General features: G+C 67.9%; 18 protein-coding genes, 1 tRNA gene and 1 riboswitch. Of the genes, 14 read left to right on the top strand and 5 right to left on the bottom strand.

Going from position 1 to position 16,586, the window contains the following annotated elements; genetic code table 11:
- Positions 1-169: 169 nt before the first annotated feature.
- From QM699_RS06985 to QM699_RS06955, 7 genes are all read left to right on the top strand, one after another.
- Entirely contained in the window at positions 170-346 is a 177-nt protein-coding gene (locus QM699_RS06985; protein ID WP_415010448.1) for a hypothetical protein, read from the top strand.
- 223 nt (positions 347-569) lie between these two features.
- Entirely contained in the window at positions 570-902 is a 333-nt protein-coding gene (locus tag QM699_RS06980) for a hypothetical protein (protein ID WP_415010447.1), read from the top strand.
- Positions 903-926: 24 nt separating this feature from the next.
- Complete coding sequence (locus QM699_RS06975; protein ID WP_415010446.1) at positions 927-1,790, top strand: tail fiber domain-containing protein; 864 nt, start codon at positions 927-929, stop codon at positions 1,788-1,790.
- Position 1,791: 1 nt separating this feature from the next.
- Positions 1,792-3,333 carry a hypothetical protein gene (locus QM699_RS06970; RefSeq protein ID WP_415010445.1) on the top strand — a complete coding sequence of 514 codons (1,542 nt, stop codon included), beginning with the start codon at positions 1,792-1,794 and terminating at the stop codon, positions 3,331-3,333.
- Positions 3,334-3,895: 562 nt separating this feature from the next.
- Positions 3,896-4,651 carry a hypothetical protein gene (locus tag QM699_RS06965; RefSeq protein WP_415010444.1) on the top strand — a complete coding sequence of 252 codons (756 nt, stop codon included), beginning with the start codon at positions 3,896-3,898 and terminating at the stop codon, positions 4,649-4,651.
- Positions 4,652-4,657: 6 nt separating this feature from the next.
- Entirely contained in the window at positions 4,658-5,851 is a 1,194-nt protein-coding gene (locus tag QM699_RS06960) for a hypothetical protein (protein WP_415010443.1), read from the top strand.
- The gene (locus QM699_RS06955; protein WP_415010442.1) at positions 5,851-7,446 is read left to right on the top strand and encodes a hypothetical protein; all 1,596 of its coding nucleotides are present in this window, start codon (positions 5,851-5,853) and stop codon (positions 7,444-7,446) included. The genes QM699_RS06960 and QM699_RS06955 overlap by 1 nt, the downstream gene beginning before the upstream one ends.
- A gap of 18 nt (positions 7,447-7,464) precedes the next feature.
- Here QM699_RS06955 and QM699_RS06950 read toward each other — a convergent pair whose 3' ends face one another.
- Positions 7,465-7,815, bottom strand: coding sequence for a hypothetical protein (locus QM699_RS06950; RefSeq protein ID WP_415010441.1), 351 nt, complete (start codon positions 7,813-7,815; stop codon positions 7,465-7,467).
- 94 nt (positions 7,816-7,909) lie between these two features.
- Positions 7,910-8,959: a tyrosine-type recombinase/integrase gene (locus QM699_RS06945; RefSeq protein WP_415010440.1), complete on the bottom strand. Its 1,050-nt coding sequence runs from the start codon at positions 8,957-8,959 to the stop codon at positions 7,910-7,912.
- 69 nt (positions 8,960-9,028) lie between these two features.
- Between QM699_RS06945 and dusA the strand changes: the two genes are divergently transcribed.
- Positions 9,029-10,030 carry a tRNA dihydrouridine(20/20a) synthase DusA gene (gene dusA, locus QM699_RS06940; protein ID WP_415010439.1) on the top strand — a complete coding sequence of 334 codons (1,002 nt, stop codon included), beginning with the start codon at positions 9,029-9,031 and terminating at the stop codon, positions 10,028-10,030.
- A 35-nt stretch (positions 10,031-10,065) separates the two neighbouring features.
- Here the strand turns inward: dusA and QM699_RS06935 are convergent, their stop codons facing one another.
- On the bottom strand, positions 10,066-10,986 hold the full coding sequence (locus QM699_RS06935; protein ID WP_415010438.1) for a Gfo/Idh/MocA family protein: 921 nt from the start codon (positions 10,984-10,986) through the stop codon (positions 10,066-10,068).
- Between the two features lie 132 nt (positions 10,987-11,118).
- Positions 11,119-11,376, bottom strand: coding sequence for a hypothetical protein (locus QM699_RS06930; protein ID WP_415010437.1), 258 nt, complete (start codon positions 11,374-11,376; stop codon positions 11,119-11,121).
- Between the two features lie 149 nt (positions 11,377-11,525).
- Positions 11,526-11,710, top strand: a riboswitch (cobalamin riboswitch).
- A gap of 34 nt (positions 11,711-11,744) precedes the next feature.
- Here QM699_RS06930 and QM699_RS06925 point away from each other — a divergent pair.
- The 6 genes from QM699_RS06925 (at position 11,745) to cobD (ending at position 15,851) form a co-directional block, all read left to right on the top strand.
- Positions 11,745-11,921, top strand: a complete 177-nt coding sequence (locus QM699_RS06925) for a CbtB domain-containing protein (RefSeq protein ID WP_415010436.1) — start codon at positions 11,745-11,747, stop codon at positions 11,919-11,921.
- A 9-nt stretch (positions 11,922-11,930) separates the two neighbouring features.
- Positions 11,931-12,668 carry a CbtA family protein gene (locus QM699_RS06920; protein ID WP_415010435.1) on the top strand — a complete coding sequence of 246 codons (738 nt, stop codon included), beginning with the start codon at positions 11,931-11,933 and terminating at the stop codon, positions 12,666-12,668.
- 16 nt (positions 12,669-12,684) lie between these two features.
- On the top strand, positions 12,685-13,329 hold the full coding sequence (cobO, locus tag QM699_RS06915; protein WP_415010434.1) for a cob(I)yrinic acid a,c-diamide adenosyltransferase: 645 nt from the start codon (positions 12,685-12,687) through the stop codon (positions 13,327-13,329).
- Positions 13,330-13,636: 307 nt separating this feature from the next.
- Positions 13,637-13,713 (top strand) — tRNA-Asp (locus QM699_RS06910).
- Positions 13,714-13,978: 265 nt separating this feature from the next.
- The gene (locus QM699_RS06905; protein WP_415010433.1) at positions 13,979-14,824 is read left to right on the top strand and encodes a propanediol utilization protein; all 846 of its coding nucleotides are present in this window, start codon (positions 13,979-13,981) and stop codon (positions 14,822-14,824) included.
- A 34-nt stretch (positions 14,825-14,858) separates the two neighbouring features.
- A complete protein-coding gene (cobD, locus tag QM699_RS06900) occupies positions 14,859-15,851 on the top strand; it encodes a threonine-phosphate decarboxylase CobD (RefSeq protein WP_415010432.1) in 993 nt (330 codons plus the stop codon).
- On the opposite strand, the gene cobF is transcribed toward cobD, so the two are convergent.
- Positions 15,749-16,582: a precorrin-6A synthase (deacetylating) gene (cobF, locus tag QM699_RS06895; RefSeq protein WP_415010431.1), complete on the bottom strand. Its 834-nt coding sequence runs from the start codon at positions 16,580-16,582 to the stop codon at positions 15,749-15,751. The genes cobD and cobF overlap by 103 nt on opposite strands.
- Positions 16,583-16,586: the final 4 nt, after the last annotated feature.

Here is a 16,586-nt window from a genome sequence, read left to right as displayed (position 1 = left end):
GAGACGCGAACAACCCTTTTAACGAGGGCTTCTCGTTCACGCCCGAGCAGTACGTGCTCTTTCGGAAGCTTCGGCCAGACCTGTTCGAGTATGCGGACGCCGAGACCCGGCGCCGCAAGTGGGTCGCGTTCGCTCAGACCTCAGTCGGCAAAGCATTTCGGAGGCGGTGATGACCGGTCAACTCCTACTCCCTGAAGACTACGGCGGAACGCCCGCCGTGAAGAAGTTCCATGTGCGCTCGGCGCGGGCCTACGCGGAGGGCCTTATCGGCCAACCGGAGCCCGAGCCCGAGCCGATCAGCCACGACGAGGGAGGCGGTGATGGCGAACCGGATGACGCCGCTTAAGCAGCGACCAATCACCGCCGTTCGGAAGCGAGGGCGGCTCATCACCCCGAACCGACCGAAGCAGCAACCGTCACCGCCTCCCGAGCCGGAGCCCGAACCCGATGACGAGGACGCTTCTCCTACTGCTTAGCCTCGTCGGATGCAGTCTCGCCTACCAGCCGCGATGCACGAACGATTGCCACATGGCGGTTGACAAGATCACAACGCTAGGACGCCAAACGCCATGAACAAAGAAGGCCTCTACGCGCTTTGGCTCCGGTGGATGCATCGCCGCGACGTTGAAGCCGACCTCGATACAGTCTTTGAGCAGGCCAAGAGCAAGATCACTCAGCGGCTCATGCGGCCGGTGCCAGACCTCAGCACCGACGACGCGCTCAACGCCTGCATCAACTCTATGCCGCGCTCGTGGCAGCACGCCGGCCTCGTCTACCTGCACGAGCTTGCGCAGGACGACGAGGGGCTCATGCGCGAGCAAGAGATGTTCGAGGCCGCAGCCGCCGCCGAGCATTTCCGGTGGAGCCTCGACAACACAACGCCGGACATGCTGGCACGATAACCCCCTACCGATAGGGAGACAGCTATGGGCCTCGAAGCCGCATCTAAGATCAGCCAGCTTAACGCCGCTTGGCCGCTCGGGACCGATCCGCGCAGCCAAGGCGACGATCACCTCCGGCTCATCAAATCGGTTATGAAGGCCGACGCGCTCAGCAAGGACGATGGCGGCATCATGGCCGGCGGGCTCAGCTTCGGCGAGGGCATCTCGCTCAACTTCCCCGACGCGACCGGAGTGCAGCGCCAAGCCCTCCGGGCGGCAGCCGGCGTGCTCACGCTCGGCAACGCATCGTTCACTTCGCAGCAGATTAACGGCGTGTGGTCGTTCAACACCTTCAACGGCTCCTTTCTCAACCTCACGGGCAATCTCTCCGTAGGCGGCACCACTACACTCACCGGCACGGCTACAACCAGCACGCTCGGCACCCCGTCCTATAGCTCCGCAGCGGACGCAGCCGGCTATCAGATGGCCGCAGGCATCGGCACGCTTTCGGTCAGCGCGGTTTCCACTGCCGGCGCCGCGACCAACACCATTCAAACCTTCTACGGCGGGGCCAACGTTTTCGCAGTGCGGCGCACCGGCAATGTGCTGAACGCGAATAACAGCTACGGCGCTCTTTCCGACGAGCGGCTGAAGCAAGACATTGCCGACGCCACGCCGAAGCTCGCCGACCTGCTTAAGCTCCGCATCGTCAACTTCTCGCTTTCCGACGATCCCGAGCACCAGAAGCAAATCGGCGTCATCGCGCAGGAAGCGAGGGCGGTGTTTCCCGCTCTTGTCGAGGCCGACGAGGATGGCACCCTCTCCTTCAAGTATTCGGTCCTAGTGCCGATCCTCGTCAAAGCCGTGCAGGAGCTTGCCGCACAAGTCGAGCAGCTTAAGGCCGCGTGAAATGGCAACCTACGTTCGCGAAACCGTCGAGCTTCATGGCAGCTTCCCGGACCTCATTCCGCAGGACGCTCCCGCGACCGGCTGGAACAACACGAATAACGTCTACTTCCTCAACGGGGAGACGCGCCGCGTTGCCGGCGACCTCCCAGTTATGGGAACGCCGCTCACCGACCCGCGAACCGTTTGCTTCTACACCGACGCCGCCGGTCAGCCCTATTGGGTGTATGCCGGGCCGGGAGGCATCTACTGCACCGATGGCGTGAACCACTTCGACATTACACCGGCAACCGGCTGGACGCCGGAAGCAACAGGCATCTACACGTCTAGCTCCTACAACGGCTTCGTTATCATCAACTGCACTACCGAGAGGCCGGTTTACTGGCCGGGAACGCCAGCCAGTAAGTGCCTCCCGCTTCCGGGCTGGCCGAACACTTGGCGGTGCATGTCGATCCGGCCGCACGAGCAGTTTCTGTTCGCAGTCGGTATGCTCAACGAAGCCGGCTTTCAGCGTGTCAGGTGGTCCGACGCGGCAGAGGCCGGGACCATGCCGCAGCAGTGGGAAGCGACCGCAGAGAACCTAGCGGGCTTTGTCGATTGCCTCCCGAGCCATTCACCTTGCATCGACGGGCACACTTGCCGAGACGCCTTCCTTGTCTTCAAAGGGCAGTCGATCCATGAATTTGTGTTTGTCGGCGGCAACACGGTATTCAACGCTCGGCGACTGTTCACCGGGGTAGGGCTCGCTGGCGTCAATGGCGTGACAGACGGGCCGAGCGACCAGTTGCTATTCGCCGGCAGCGATGGCGATTGGTATAAGACCGATGGCGTGCAGTATGCGAGCGTGCTGGAAGGCATCGCGCAACAGACCTTCTATTCCGAGAGTGACGAGGATCTGCTCGGGAAGCTCGCATCCGTCACGCTCAGCCGCCTGTCTATCTCTTGGCTGTTCTACCCTATGCGTGGGGAAACGATTGCCAATCGGGCTATCTGCTACACTTGGGCAACCGGGGAAGTGAGCTTCCGGGATATGCAGCCGGTGTTCTCGGCAGCATCCGGGCGCTTGCTGTCCGACGCCACGCTGCAAAACTCTTGGGATGGCGCAGTCGGGGTTTGGAACACCGACCGCAACGTGTGGAATTACTCGCTCTCGGGCTCGACCGGCGAGGACGTGATTGCCGGAGTTGACGGCGCCTCGTTGCTCGCCTTCGAGAACAGCGACATTGAGGCAAACCCGCTCCCCGGCTACGCGATCAAGCAGGGCTTGGCGTTCGGAGACGCGCAGCGCCGCAAGATGGTCAAGGCTATCTGGCCGAAGGTGCGCGGGGCGCTCGGCGACCAAATCCTCATCCGGGCAGGCGGGCAGGAGACGACTAACGGCCCGGTCACTTGGTCGGACGCGCAGCCCTACGTTATCGGCTCCGGGCTTCCGGTGGAGACGTTCGTTGAAGGGCGGTATCTGGCGCTTGAAGTTTCCAGCGAGAACGGCTCACCTTGGGCGCTCGGCACTATCGACGTAGAATTTCGGGGGCTCGGGCTATGGTGATAGTCACTCGGGCCACCCGTCATCACTTGGATAATCCGAGCGTTACGGAGCCGCATGTCTTCCGGGAACATCAAGTTCCGGCAAACGCGACTGACAAAGCACAATTGGACTGGAACGCTCGCCAGTGGCGAGACATTGCCAACTATGTTGCCGAGCTAGAGAGCCGGTTGCAGTCGCTTACTGACAGCATAACGGAGCTTGAAGCGATCAACGCGGCAGATACTTGGGATCGTGCCTAATGAATATCGTGGAGCAAATCAGCTTGGCGCTTCGGAGGGGGAAATCCTCTCTCACCGCCTCCGAAGTCGTCGGCTGGATAGCCGAGGGCCGGGCGATGCTGCTTTGCGATGGCTGTTCCGGTGTCATTCTCCGTTTCCACGCCGGAACAGCCGAAATCATCGCCGCCTTCGGGAAGTGGCGCAGCGAGGAAGCGGGCCGGCTTATGGCGCTCGTCGGCGGAGAGCTTCGGGCTCGGCGGATTAACAATCTGACTTGGGAAGGACGCGAGGGTTGGCCGCGTCTCATTCGGCAATTCCCTACTGATAGGGCATAGGAGGCGGTAATGGGAGGCGCAAGCGGCGGGCAGAGCAGTTCGGCGAGCTACGGGCAGAGCTTCAATCTGTCCGACGCTTTCAGCTTGGCGAACAGCTTCAACAACAGCAACAGCCAGAGCCAAAGCGGCTCCTACGTAGACCCGACGCAAGCGGGCTACCTTCAGAACCTTTGGAGTTCCGCACAGGGGGCCGCGAACCCCGGTGCGGCAACGGCTGCGGCGACCAAGCTCAACGCCGGCATCATGCCGGGGCTGCAATCCGCGTTCAAATCGACCAGCGCGCTCACCGACCCGACGAAGCAAATCGCCGCACAAGCCGCGAGCCTGAAGGCTGGGCTCGGCGACCTGTTCCGAACGGAGATCAATCCGGCGATCCGCACCGACGCAATCGGCGCAGGAGGCTTCGGAGGCGGCAGGCAGGGAGTGGCGGAAGGCGTTGCAGCCGGCCAGCTTGCGGACACCTACGCCGCGAGCCTCGGCGACATTACCGCGAACGCGAACAACACCGCCCTCTCCGCCGCCAATCAGGCCGGATCGCTCGGCAGCATCATTCAGAACCTCGGGATGCTCCCGACGACAGCAGGGCTCGGGCAGCTTTCGACCCTCGCCTCCATCCTCGGCGACCCGACCGTGCTGCAACAGGCGCTCGCAACCTCGACCTCCAAGGGCGGCTCGACCTCCAAGAGCGGGGCGACCTCGCAAGGCGGCTCGCAGAATTGGAGCAAGGCCGGCGAGCAGCACTTCGGTTTCTCGTTCGGGAGGTAATGCGTCATGGTGCTTCCGCTGCTAGGACTGCTTGGCTTCGGCGTTAGCGCGCTCGCGAAGCCCTACTATGACAAGTGGGCCGGCAATATGGCGGCTGACAACCTCGGCGACCGTGCCAGCACCGCCCTCGACGGCGCGGCAGGCGGGGGCTTGAACGATCAGGCGCAGGCGCTCATCCGCTCGGGCTTGCTCTCGGCGGATGACTACCTCGCGCACGGCTTCCCCGGCGCCGATCCGTATGCGCTGGAAGCCTACAAGGCCGGGATCGGGCAGCAGCAGGACGCATTCAAGGCGCGACAGGAGATTGTCGGGAATTTCCAGCCGCAGCTTGACGCGCTCAATCGCCAGTACGAAGGGCTCGGCAACATCATCGGCATTGCCGATCAAGTCGGGGCCATGTCGCCGGTGGAGCGCAACCGATGGCTCGGCACCGTCGAAGGGCGCTCGGCACGGGCTCAGCTTCAAGAGCTAGAGACGATGGGTTTCTACGATTGGAAGCGACAGATTTACGGAGACGCCGAGCCACCGCCTGCCGTGCTGGAAGACTTGCAGAAGCGTTATCAGGAGTTCACCGGAGGCGGGATCAGCAACCTGATTGACGCCGGGCGCTGGGATACCGTGCGCGAGATTTACGGGCGCCGGCAGCAGGAAGTGCAGCGCCGCGCTCGCGCCTTGGAACAGGACTACTATCGGGGCCTCGACGCCTACGACCAGAACAACCTGCAACTGCCCGGCGCCATGATGGGCGGGAATGTTGACCCTACCGGTAGGGTGTCAATGTCCAGCCGCAGCCCTACCAGCCTCATCAATCAGGAGAGCGGAGGGAATTGGGGCGCCACCAACGAGGACGGCATGATTGGCCGGGCGCAGTTCTCCCCGGCTCGGCTGGACGATGTGCGGCAGGGCCTCGGCGTCAACTTCAGCCGCGAAGACTTCCTCCGCAGCCCGCGCCTTCAGCAAGCCGCCGAGGCTTGGCACTGGAACGACATTGACGATTTCATCGCCGACGAGGGCTTGGACGAGTACGAGGGCGGTAGCCTCGGCGGTGTGCCGATCACCCTGCAAGGGCTACGCAACGTCGCGCACCTTGGCGGCAAGGCCGGGCTCAGGCGCTTCCTCGCGAGCGCAGGGCGCTACAACCCGGCAGACCGCAACGGAACGCGGCTGTCCGACTATCTGGCGTTGGGGGCGCGCGGCTAATGGCGGACGTTCGGCAGAACGCGGAAGGCGGCTACGAAGTCAAGCTCGCCGGCAGCAACGAGTGGAAGGCGGCAACGCCCGAGGAAGCCGACGCCTACCAGATGGACCGGGGCGAGCGGATGCTGTCCTCGCTCGGGCGTGGCGCCGAGAGCTTGCTACGTGGCTCCGTGCATGTCGCCGACCAATACCTGCCCGACATGCGCGGGCCGATGGCTCCCGAGAGCGCAGCGGACAACACCGCCCGTCTCAGGCAGCTACAGGCGCAGAGCGAGGCAATGGGGAACGTCGATCCCCGCGCCGGGCTCCCGGCTTGGGCTCCCGAGGCAGCGGGCGCTTTCGTGCCCGGTGGGCTCCCCGCCGCTATCGGGACGGAGGCGGTGCTAGGAGCCGCACGCAACCCCGATCACCCTTGGCAGGGAGCCGCCATCGGAGGCGCAGCGGGAGGCGCTGGCGTGCTCGCCGGCCGGGCGCTTTCGGTCGGCGCACGCAAGGGCCTCGACATTGCCGAGCACGTTATCGGCCCGGTGCGAGAGCAGGCGGATATGATGCTCAGGGGCCAGCGAGCAGCGGAGCGCCGTTCCCTCTCGGCAGCGGCTAACGCCGATGTACCGCCCGGCCAGCGGCCGCTAGAGGGCTTTCTCACCGCCGACGAGGCGGAGGCAGTCGGCATCCCGCTAACCAAGGGCGACCGCTTGGCGCTGGACGCTGCGGACAGCGAGGGCTTCCAGAACGCAGCCAAGCGCCGAGCGCGCGAGGAATTGCAGCGATCTTCCGAGCTTGCCGATGCAGTGTTCACGAAGATTGAGGACACTCGGCAGGGGCAACAGGCTTGGCTTACCTCGCGGATCGCGCAGGAGCTTGGCGATCCGCTGGCAACCAATCTCACGCCGAAAGCGAGAGAGCGCATTCGCGGCGACGTGCAGGACGTGTTCAAGCACTACTTTGACGACGCCGCCGACAAGACGCAGCTAACCGACTTCACCGCCCGCGACCTCGACCGGCTAACCGAAATCTACGACGTTTCCACGCCGAACGCTCAGAATGAGATTGCCCGGCATATCAGCCAGATTGAGGAAGCCATCGGGCAGGCGAAAAACGGCGACCTCCCGGAGAACGTGCAACAGGGCTTCATCGCCGAGAAGCGATCCGAGCTTGCGGACCGCGCCGAGAAGGCGTTCGCCGCCGGCAACTACGAGCTTGGTAGCAACCTCAACCAAATGCGCGAGGTTGTCGAAGACGTTTTGCAGCGGCAGTATAAGGACAACCCGAGCGCGCTCAGAGACATAGACACCGCCCGCAAACGCTGGCGCATCTTGAAGGCGCTGGAACGCCACAACACGACCGATCCGGCCGGGGAGATCAACCCTCGCAGCTTCCTCAACGCCTACAAAGCAGTAACGCCGCGCTACAAGCGCGCAGTGAGGGGCGCTCGGGGCGACCTAGAAGCGGAGTTGGAGACGCTGAATTGGCTCACGACGAAGGTGCAGCCAGACAGCGGGACTTCGCAGCGCCTTCTCTACTCGCTCGGCAGGAGCCAGAACCTAGCCGGGATGGGAGGCGCTGCGATGCTCGGCGATTGGCTGTTCGGCGACTAACACCCTACCAGTAGGGGATTAGTGGCCGAACAGCGCGAGCACGCCGAGCACCGGCAGAAGGAACGTTGCCACAGTGACGCCAAGACCGAGGGCGGTGCCGATAGCGGAGGGCTTGGCCCTCTTTGGGGCAGGAGCCGGTCGCTGCGGAAGCTGGCGCTCAGACCACTGCCGCAGCAGGGTCCGGCGGAGAGTGTCAACCGGTCCCTCCGCTCCGACCTCGCAACACGCATGTTGGCCGAAAATACGGTCGATCACTTCATCAAACCGAGAGTTAAAATCCTCCCGGTGATGGGCAGTGAGCACATAAGCGTGCTCGCCAAGCGTGAACGACGCGAGCCCGTTGCGAACCTCATTATAACTCAGCAGCACCGATGTATCTCCTAAGCAGTGCGTTTCATTTGACAGTAACTATACTACACTTTACTATGAAAGTCAATAGAAATCTTTCACATAGTTAATCCGACTATTTGCTTGATACTTTGCCAAGCTGCAACGAGAGCAGATCATCCGCGTTCAAGTTCACGTACCGTTGCAGCATCTTCCAATCCCGGTGTCCCGAGACGACCGCAAGCTCGGGAATGCCGAGCCCTTGCTTCCGCAGCCTCGTCAAGCCGGTGTGCCGCAGATCATGGAAGTGCAGATCAGTCACCTTCGCGCGCTTGCAGGCGCGTTGCCACGCGGCGCCGACCGTATCGGCCGGGAATGGGAAGTACCGCCCTCCCTTCACTTCCAGCCCGTCCAGAAGCTCGGCAGCGCCGTTCAACAGCGGCACGAGTTGATCGTTGCCGTACTTCTCAGTCGGATGCTTTCGATCCCGAACCCAGATCGCCGACCCCTCCCGATCCCCTACCGATAGGGCGACAATCTCCGACAGCCGCATACAGCTAAGCACGGCGAAGTCTATGATGCTCGTCGGCACATTCGACCGCCACGCGAGCTTGACCGCCGCAAGCTCGGCGTCCTTCGCGATCCGGTTCCGCTGCCGCGACTTCCCCACCAGCCCGAGCAGCTTCAAGCTCTCCCGAGCATCCGCCACTACATCGCGCGCGATAGGCTTCCGCCAAACGACCCGCGCAACCTTCAAAACGTTGCCGATGTAAGCTAAGTCCATCTGGACCGTGACCGGCCCGGCGCCTTCCGCCGCCCGCTTCTGTGCAAAGTCCACGATCAGATCGGAATTTAGGTCAGTAATGCTTACCCTTCCGATCCGCGCCTTGATCGCAGCCAGTGAGAATTCCTTAGTGCGACCCCACCGCTTCACTCCCTTCAACTCGCGAGAGTACCGATCAATCAAATCGCCGAACGTCTCGCCAGCGGAGGCGGTGACGGGCACGCGGTTAATCGGCGGATTTGACTCCCTTTCAGTAGGGATTGCCCCATTGAGGGTTTCCGCCTCCGCCGTCGCTCCCCAAGCGACCGCTTCCGCCTTGCTCGCGAACGTCGCGGACTTCCGAACGCCGAGCCTCGCGACCTGCACATTCCACTTCCGGCCTCGCCGGACAACCGTTGCCATCTATCGTAACTCCACTCAGATTACTGCAAATCCTAGTGGATTTACGACTCAGGATCGAGATCTAAGTGCATGATGTTTAATCAGTTTCCGGCGCACCGATTTTCAGTCGGGCCGATGATGGACTGGACCGACCGGCTCTGTCGCCGCTTCCATCGCCAGTTCACGCGACGCGCGCTGCTCTACACCGAGATGGTCACGGCCGCTGCCGTGGTGCACGGCGACCGGGAGCGGCTGCTGCGGTTCGATCCGGTCGAGCGGCCGCTTGCGCTGCAGCTTGGCGGGGCGGTGCCGGCGGAGCTTGCCGCCGCGGTCTCGCTCGCGGGTGCGCTCGGGTTCGACGAGATCAACCTCAACGTCGGCTGCCCGTCCGACCGGGTGCAGTCCGGATGCTTCGGGGCGGCGCTGATGAAGTCGCCGGACCTGGTGGCCGAGTGCGTGCGGGCGATGATCGACGCCGCGGGCCCTGTGCCCGTCACGGTGAAGTGCCGGATCGGCGTCGACGAGCAGGATCCCGAGGCCGTGCTGCCCGCGTTTCTCGCCACCCTCGCAGATGCCGGGGTGCGGCGCGTCGCCGTCCATGCCCGCAAGGCGTGGCTGCAGGGACTGAGCCCGAAGCAGAACCGCGAGATCCCGCCGCTCGACCACGCGCTCGTCGTCCGCATGGCCGCCGCGTTTCCCGACCTCTCGATCTCGATCAACGGCGGCATCGCCGATCTCGACGCGGCCTGCGATTTCCTGGGCCGCGGCGTCGACGGGGTGATGATCGGCCGGGCGGCGTACCAGACGCCAGCACTGCTCGGGGCGGTGGACCGGCGGATCTTCGGGGACCCGGGCCCGGATATCAGCGCCGAGGCCGCGGTGCGCGCCCTGCTGCCCTGGATCGAGGCGGAGCGGATGGAAGGCACGCCGCTCAACGCCATCGTGCGCCACATGCTCGGCGCGTTTCAGGGCCGGCCCGGCGCCCGCGCCTGGCGCCGCCTGCTCTCGGAAGAGGCGCACAGGCCCGGTGCCGGGCCGGAACTGGTCGAGCGCGCGCTCTCGCTGATCCTGCCGGAGCCGGCCGCCGCCTGAGCCGCCCCGGCCTGCGCTCGCGATCCGGGCCGGCGTCAGTCGAAGAACGGCGCCGCGATCTCCCTCCGCCCGATCAGGAAGGCGTCCGCGACGATGCGCAGCGGGCTCGCATCGACGTCGCTCTCCCGCGCGCGGACCAGTTCGGCGAACCGGCGGTAGAGCCGCGGATATTCCGCCTCCGCCTCGGCCACCCGCTCCACACCGTCGATGGCGAGCCGAGCGCCGCCGTGCGACAGGACCAGCCGGCCCGCATCCGTCTCGACGGCGATGTCCCAGCTCTGCGGCCCCTGCTGCAGCCAGTCGAGGTCCACCGAAACCGGAAAGCCGCCCGGCCCCCGCAGGCTGACCTGCGCGGCCACGGGCGTCTGGCGGTTCTCCGGGAAGACCAGCGTCGCGGCCTCGACCCGGTGCGCACCGGGCAGGATCGCCGTCAGGATCGACAGCGCGTTGATCCCCGGGTCGAACACCCCGAAGCCCGCCGGCTCCCGAATCCACGCCTGCCCGGGATGCCAGCGCCGCACGTCTTCCTTCCAGACCACCGCCGCCGACTCGATCCTCCGGCCGTTCAGCCAGTCGCGCGCCGCCGCGACCCCGGGCGCCTCGCGCGAGTGCCAGGTCGCGAACAGCGTCGCGCCAGCCGCCTCAGCCGCCACCACCATCGCCTCGACCTCGCCCAGCGTGGCGGCGGTCGGCTTTTCGAGCATCACGTCGCGCCCGGCGGCCAGCGCGGCCAGCGCCATCTCCGTCCGCACCGAAGGCGGCACGCAGAGCGACACCGCGGCCTGTGGTCCATCGGCGAGAAAGGCGTCGAGGTCGGCGAAGGCCGGAACGCCCTCCACCGATCCATGGCGCGACACCGTCGCGACGAGCTCGAAGCCCGGGTCCGCGGCGATCGCCGGGACATGCTGGTCACGGGCGATCTTGCCGATCCCGACGAGGGCGACCGGGATCGTCACGCCCCCGCTCCCCGCCCTGCCCGCAGTCTTGCCCCCGGTTTGCGCACGATGATCCTCCCGCAGCCTCGCTGCGACCCTAGCGGCGCCGAAAGCGGCGGCAACCGGGAAATCGCGGCAGCGGACGGGTCCGGCTCAGTTCCGGTTCAGGTACATCGTCTGATAGATGCTCGAAACGCAGAGCTGCTCCGTCCGGGTATACTGGTCGTCGCCGTTCCGGTCGCATTTGCGAATGTGCACCGGGCTCATCCGCGGATACTGCCGCTCCAGTTGCGACAGGCTCATCCTGGCCTCCTGCGCCGTCGCCGGCAGGCCGCCGGCCGCCATGAGGAGCGCGCACAACAGCCCGACCGTCCCCAGGCGCCGCGAGTCCATCCTTGCAGTGTCGGACATCATCCAGCCTCCCCCTCCTGACAGCCTACATCGGGTGCGCCGCCTGCGACAGTGCAACCTGTGCGACAACGACCGCGCCCCCGACATGTTCCGGCATTCGGGGCCTGCGTTCCGGGGCGGCACAATGGGCTTGCCCCCGCGGCGGATTCCACTACCCTCCGCGCGTCGGTCGCTCCCGCAAGGGAGCAAGGGAATGCGGTGAGAAACCGCGGCTGCCCCCGCAACTGTAAGCGGCGAGCCTGCCTCAACGGCCACTGGGACGTCCGTCCCGGGAAGGTGAGGCGCAGGCCGTGACCCGCGAGCCAGGAGACCTGCCGGCGATTTGACTTGGCTCCAGCGGCCCTCGGGTGGAGGGCAAAGGACATGACATGACCCAGACGTCCGCGGCGGCCGGTACGGCGTCGACCTCTTCCCTCTCGCTCCAGCGGCTGCTCGCGGCGGCGATCGGCGCGTTCATCGTCGGCATGGTCGGCTTTTCCCACATGACCGTCGCCCACAACGCCAGCCACGACTATCGCCACTCGATGGCGTTTCCCTGCCACTGAGGCCGACAGATGCACGCCCTGCGCAGCATGCTGCTCCTCGCCGCAGCCTCCGGCATCGTCGTCGCCATCGTGATGACCCTGCTGCAGATCTTTTCCACCGTGCCGCTGATTCTCGCGGCGGAAGTCTATGAAAACGCGGCCCCGGCGGAGCTTTCCCCCGCCGAGCCCGCGGCCGCCGTGGCGGCGCCCGAGGCGCATGAGCACGACGCCGCGGAATGGCAGCCCTCAGACGGCCTCCAGCGCATGAGCTTCACCGCCGTCGCCAACGCGGTCACGGCGATCGGCTTCGGCCTGCTGCTCGTCGCCGCCTCGGAGTTTGCCGGCGGCATCCGCGGCTGGCGCGAGGGGATGCTCTGGGGCCTCGCGGCCTTCGCGGTCTTCACCCTCGCCCCGGGTCTCGGGCTGCCGCCGGAGCTGCCGGCGATGCCCGCGGCCGAGCTGGTGCCGCGACAGGTCTGGTGGCTCGGGACGGTGGTCGCGACCGCCACCGGCCTCGGGCTCATCGCCTACGGCCGCACGCTGGCGCTCGCCGCCCTCGGGGCCGCGCTCCTGATCGTGCCGCATCTCATCGGCGCGCCGCAGCCGCCGACCCACGAGACACCGATCCCGGAGGATCTGCACCACCGGTTCGTCGTGGCCGTGACCGTCACCAATCTGGTGTTCTGGCTGCTGCTCGGCACGCTGGTCGCCCTGCTCCGGCCCCGCTTCGCCGCCGACCTCGCCGCGCCGACACCGCGTCCCGCCTGACCAGAGGCCGCACCCCATGACCACGCCCCCGCCCGCCCCTCCCAGCGTGCCGGCCGTCGACGACGCCACCGCCGAGCGCCACCGCGCCCGCATGGTGAAGCGCAAGGCGGTTCAGGACGCCGAGGTGGCGGAGAAGACCGTGGAGAAGGGCCTTCTCATGGTCCACACCGGCCCCGGAAAGGGCAAGAGCACCGCGGCCTTCGGCCTCGCGCTCCGCATGTTGGGGCACGGCCGGCGCGTCGGTGTCGTCCAGTTCGTCAAGGGGGCGTGGGAGACCGGCGAAGCCCGCGCCCTCGCCAGCTTCGGCGACGCGGTGGTGTGGCACACCATGGGCGAGGGCTTCACCTGGGAGACCCAGGACCTGCGCCGCGACATCGCCGCGGCCGACCGCGCCTGGACAAGGGCCGAAGCGATGATGGCCGATCCCGCGATCGCGCTCGTCATCCTCGACGAACTCAACATCGCGCTCCGCTACGACTATCTCGACCTCGGCCGCGTGCTCGCCACCCTGTCCGCCCGTCGGCCCGGCCTGCATGTCGTCGTGACCGGCCGCAATGCAAAGCCCGCCCTCCTCGCCGCCGCCGACCTCGTGACCGAGTTCGGGCAGGTGAAGCACCCCTTCGCCGCCGGCGTGAAAGCCCAGCAGGGCATCGAGTTCTGACGCGCCGGCTGCCCCCGCAGCCGCCAGCGCTCCCGCCACGACCCGAGGCCCGACAAGCCGGCCCGCGGCCGCGTTTCGGCCATTCCCACACAACCGTCGAGACGTCGCCGTCGAGGCTCCGCGCGAGCCCGCTCCGACGCGACGCCGAGCGGCTGCGGCTGCCCGCCCCTCGCCGCTTCGAGACAAGAATCCCGACCGCACCGCCAAGATATCTCGGTTGCTGCAAAAGCGGTGAATCCCGCTTGACGCCCCCCGGCGCCACCCCTACAAGGCCCGCGTGACGAGGCGCCAAGCCAACATCACATGCGCGGTTGTAGCTCAGTCGGTTAGAGTGCCGGCCTGTCACGCCGGAGGTCGCGGGTTCGAGCCCCGTCAACCGCGCCACTCATTTCATCGCTGCCTGTGTGGCCCGCTGCGGCGGATGCGCCGATGGCGCGTCCGCCGGGCGCCGTTTTGGCAACCGCATTGCGGACCCGGGCCGCCGCACCCTAGGGTGCCGAGGGAAGCGGCCGGGCTGGCCGGCGTCGGGCGCCTGCCGTCCGGAAGGGGCGATCACGCGACGATGCAGAGGGCCAGCGGTCGGGCGAGGGATCGGTCGAGCGGATGGGCGCGGCCTGCGGTCAGGGCCGCGCTTGCACACGAACGGCCGATGGTCGCCGTCGTCACCGGGCATTTCGGCGAGATGCTGCAGGGCCGGCTCGGGCCCGCTGGCCCGCTGGCGCTCGTCACTCTGCCGGTGCGGGAGCTGTGGGTCGCCGCCGAGCTGCGGCGCGGGCCGTTCCGGCTGCATTTTCCGGACGGGCGGCGGATCGTGTCGCCTGCTCAGGTCACGGCGCTGCACCGCCGCCTCGGGTGGCCGCCGCCGCGCGGCGTGCTGGCGTTGCGGGCGGCGATGCCGGCGGGGGGCGGCGCCGGATCCTCGACCGCCGGGCTGCTCGCCGTGGCAGCCGCCTGCGGCCGGGCGCGCGGGCGCGAGCCGGGTGGTCCCGAGCAGCTGGCGCGGCTCTGCCTCGCGATCGAGCGGGCGACCGACCCGATCATGTTCCCGGCCCCCGACCGCCTGCTCTGGGACCCGCGCGGCGCCCGCGTCCTCGGACAGCTTCCCCCCCTGCCCGCGCTTGAGGTGGTCGGTGGCTTCCTCGGGCCCGGGCAGAGGACCGACCCGGGCGATCTCGATTTCGCCGACGTGGCCGATCTCGTCGGCGCCTGGGTCCCGGCGGCGGCCCGCGGCGACCTGCCGGCGCTCGCGGCGCTCGCCACCGAATCCGCCTGCCGCAACACGGCCCGACGCGGCGGGCCGCCGCTGGCGCCGCTCGTGGCGCTGGCGCGGCGCTGCGGCGCGCTCGGGGTGGTGGCGGCACACACCGGCTCGGCGCGCGGCCTGATCTTCGCGCCCGGCGCCGGCGACCGGGGCGAGGCCAAGAGCGCCCTGCACGCGCTCGGTGCCACCGGAGTCGGGCTTTTCCGGCTGGGACGCACCGCCTCAGGGCGCTAAAGCGCAGGCAGCGGGGCAACGGAGGCGCGGCTGCATGCGGGACCATGGCGGGGACATCGGGGCGGCGGCTCGGCGCTTCGGCGGCGCGCCCGAGGCGTGGCTCGACCTCTCGACCGGCATCAACCGCGTGCCCTGGCCGATGCCCGCGCTGCCGGCGGCCGTCCTGCGCGACCTGCCCACTGCCGCGGCGACCGGGGCCTGCGCCGCGGCGGCGGGCGCCGCCTACGGCGCGGCGGGGGCCGCCTGCCTGCCGGTGGCGGGGGCGCAGGCGGCGATCGGCCTCGTGGCGCGCCTGCGCCCGCCGGGACGCGTCGGCGTCGTCGCGCCCACCTACAACGAGCACGCCGCCGCGTTCGCGGCCGCCGGCTGGCAGGTGGTCGAGGTGCCCGACATCGCCGCGCTCGCGGGCTTCGACGCCGCAGTGATCGTCAACCCGAACAACCCCGACGGCCGGCGCTGGCCAACCGACGCGGTGCTCGCGCTTGGCGCGCGGAACGGCTTCGTCGTGGTGGACGAGAGCTTCGCCGACGCCGAGCCGGAGACCTCGATCTGCCCGCACCTCACCGGCGCGCCCGGCTTCGTGGTGCTGCGCTCGTTCGGCAAGTTCTACGGCCTCGCCGGGCTCCGCCTCGGCTTCGCGCTCGGTGCCGCCACGGAGATCGCGCGGCTCGCCGCGCTGGCCGGCCCGTGGGCGGTCAATGGCCCGGCGCTGCACGCCGGCCGCCTCGCGCTCGGCGATGCCGCCTGGACGGCGGCGACGCGCACCCGGCTCGCCGCCGACGCCGATCGTCTCGACGGGCTCGCCGGCGGCGCCGGCTGGCGGCTGGTCGGCGGCACGCGGCTTTTCCGGCTCTACGACACCGGCGATGCGGAGGCGGCACAGGCGCAGCTCGGCCGACGGCAGATCTGGTCGCGCGCCTTCCCCTATTCCTCCACCTGGCTGCGCCTCGGGCTGCCCGGGACGGAGGCGGAGTGGTCGCGGCTCGCCGCCGCGCTCTGCCCGGCGTCGTCGCGGCGCAGCAGGTAGGTGTCCATGATCCAGCCGTGGGCGGCGCGCGCGGCGGCCCGGGCCTCGACGATGCGCGGGCCGACCTCGGCCAGCGGCCCGGCCAGCACGATCTCGTCCGGCGTGCCGAGATATGCGCCCCAGTAGATCGTCACGCCCGCGGGGTCGATCGCGCGAAAGGTGCAATCGCCGTCGAGCAGCACCGCGGTCGCGCCGGCTTCCGGCAGGCCGTCGGCGAGGCGCCGCCCGGTGGTGATCTCGACCGCCCCGCCGATGGCGTTGAGCGGGATCGCGTGGCGCGCCGCCAGCACCTGCAGGCTGCTGATCCCGGGGACCACCCGCCGCGTGAATGCGAGCCCGTCGGCCGAGAGCAGGTCGAGGATGCGCAGCGTGCTGTCGTAGAGCGCGGGATCGCCCCAGACCAGCAGCGCGGCCCGGCCACTCTCGCCTTCGAGCAGGCGGCGGTAGCAGGCGGCGATGGCCCGGTGCCAGTCCTCGACCCCGGCGCGGTAGCCGTCGGCGCGGCTGTCCCCGGCGCGGTCGCGCACCGGCATGTCGAACTCGACGATCCGGGTCGCCGGATTGTCGAGGTAGCGGGCGCAGATCGCCCGGCGCAGGTCGGCGAGGTCGGCCTTTGCCGCGCCCTTGCGCGGCACCAGCACGAGGTCGGCGGCGTTGAGCGCGCCGATCGCCTCCACCGTCATGTGCTCGGGGTTGCCGGCGCCGATGCCGATGACGACGATCTCGAGCATGGGC

Origin of the sequence: Amaricoccus sp., from assembly GCF_047602525.1 — a bacterium.
Taxonomy (GTDB): domain Bacteria; phylum Pseudomonadota; class Alphaproteobacteria; order Rhodobacterales; family Rhodobacteraceae; genus Amaricoccus.
Note: the sequence above shows the minus strand (reverse complement) of the source record. Positions and strands in the feature narration are given on the sequence as shown.